Origin of the sequence: Mesorhizobium sp. M4A.F.Ca.ET.020.02.1.1 (genome assembly GCF_004022645.1) — a bacterium.
Classification (GTDB): domain Bacteria; phylum Pseudomonadota; class Alphaproteobacteria; order Rhizobiales; family Rhizobiaceae; genus Mesorhizobium.
The window spans coordinates 1-1,562 of the sequence record NZ_RZOI01001041.1; the positions used below are offsets into that span (position 1 = coordinate 1).

Here is a 1,562-nt window from a genome sequence, read left to right on the forward strand (position 1 = left end):
GCCTGAGGCCATCGGCCTTGATCGCCTCGAGATGCGCGCCGCGCGCCACGACCGACAGATCGACCGTGCCAGCGGCCGCCAGCTTGGCGGCGAGATAGCCGCCGATGGCGCCGGCGCCGAAAACGGTGACGCGCATTAGCCGAGTCCGAGTTTTGCCGCGAGACCGATGCGCTGCAATTTGCCGGTCGCGCCCTTGGGGATCTCGTCGAGGATCACCACCTTGCGCGGCACCTTGAAATCGGCGAGGCGCGCCGCGGCAAAGCCGCGAATGTCGGACTCGCTGGCGCTCTGCCCCTCGCGCAGCACGATCGCCGCGGCCACCTCCTCGCCCAGCTTGTCGTGCGGCATGGCGAAGGTGACGACCTGCGCAACCGCCGGGTGATCCATCAGCACGCCGTCGACTTCCAGCGGCGAGATCTTCTCGCCGCCGCGGTTGATGATCTCCTTCAGCCGGCCGGTAACGCGCAGATAGCCATCCTCGTCGAGCACACCCTGATCGCCGGTGTGGAACCAGCCATGGGCGAAAGCACTCGCATTGGCGTCGGGGTTCTTCTCGTAGCCGGCCGTCACATTGGGTCCGCGAATGACGATCTCGCCGGTCTGGCCCGGTTTCAGCAACTGCCCGTCCGGCGCCATGACCGCCACGTCTGGCCCGGCTCCGGCGCCGACGCTGCCCGGCTTACGCTGGCCGGGCGGCAGCCGGTTGGAGGCCATCTGGTGCGCGGCTTCGGTCATGCCGTAGGATTCGATCACCGGGCAGCCGAAGGTCGCCTCCAGTTCGGCCATCACCTGCGCCGGCAAGGACGCCGAGGACGAACGGATGAAACGCAATGGTGTCGCCGCGAGAGTATCCGCGTTGCGCGCCGCGCGCGGCAGGATCGCCTGGTGCATGGTCGGCACCGCCGTGTACCAGCTCGGCTTTGCCTCGCCCAGCCAGTGGAAGAAGCGCAGCGCATTGAAGCCCGGCGTGCAGTAGACGCTGCCACCGGCGGCGAGCGAGGACAGCACCGCGGCGATCAGCCCATGGATGTGGAACAGCGGCATGATGTTGAGACAGCGGTCGGCCGATGTCAGGCCGAGCGTGGCGCCGATATGCTCGGCCGAGGCGGCAAGGTTGGCGTGGCTTAATGGCACCAGCTTCGGCCGCGAGGTGGTGCCGGAGGTGTGGAGAAGCAGCGCGATGTCGCCGTCCGCAGCCAATCCGGGCGCGGCGGGCGGACCGACTGGATCGCCCGCGATGGTGAAGCTGCCGGCCGGCGCGTCGTCCGCGACCAGCAACCGCAGCACACGGATGCCGAGACGCTCGGCAACCTCGACCGCCGGTCCCTGCTCATCCCTGGCAACCAGGATCGCCCTGGCGCCGATGTCGGAGAGATAGAAATCGAGCTCGTCGGCCCGGTAGGCCGGATTGAGCGGAGCAGTCGAGGCCGCCGCCGCCACGGCGAGGAAGGCGGTCGCCATCTCCGGCCCGTTAGGCAGCACGATCGCCACACGGTCGCCACGGCCGAGGCCTAGCGCATTCATCTTCGCGACCGTCTCGCGGATCAGCCGGCGCAAACCGC

Annotated in this window: 2 protein-coding genes; both read right to left on the reverse strand. The window is 68.8% G+C overall.

Annotated elements, in window-relative coordinates:
* Positions 1-136, reverse strand: a 136-nt coding sequence (locus tag EN742_RS34560; RefSeq protein ID WP_281035042.1) for a 2-dehydropantoate 2-reductase N-terminal domain-containing protein, incomplete at its 3' end; no start/stop codon positions are given.
* Positions 136-1,562: acyl--CoA ligase (locus EN742_RS34565; RefSeq protein ID WP_189375726.1), on the reverse strand; the 1,427-nt coding region annotated here is incomplete at its 5' end. The genes EN742_RS34560 and EN742_RS34565, both read right to left, overlap by 1 nt.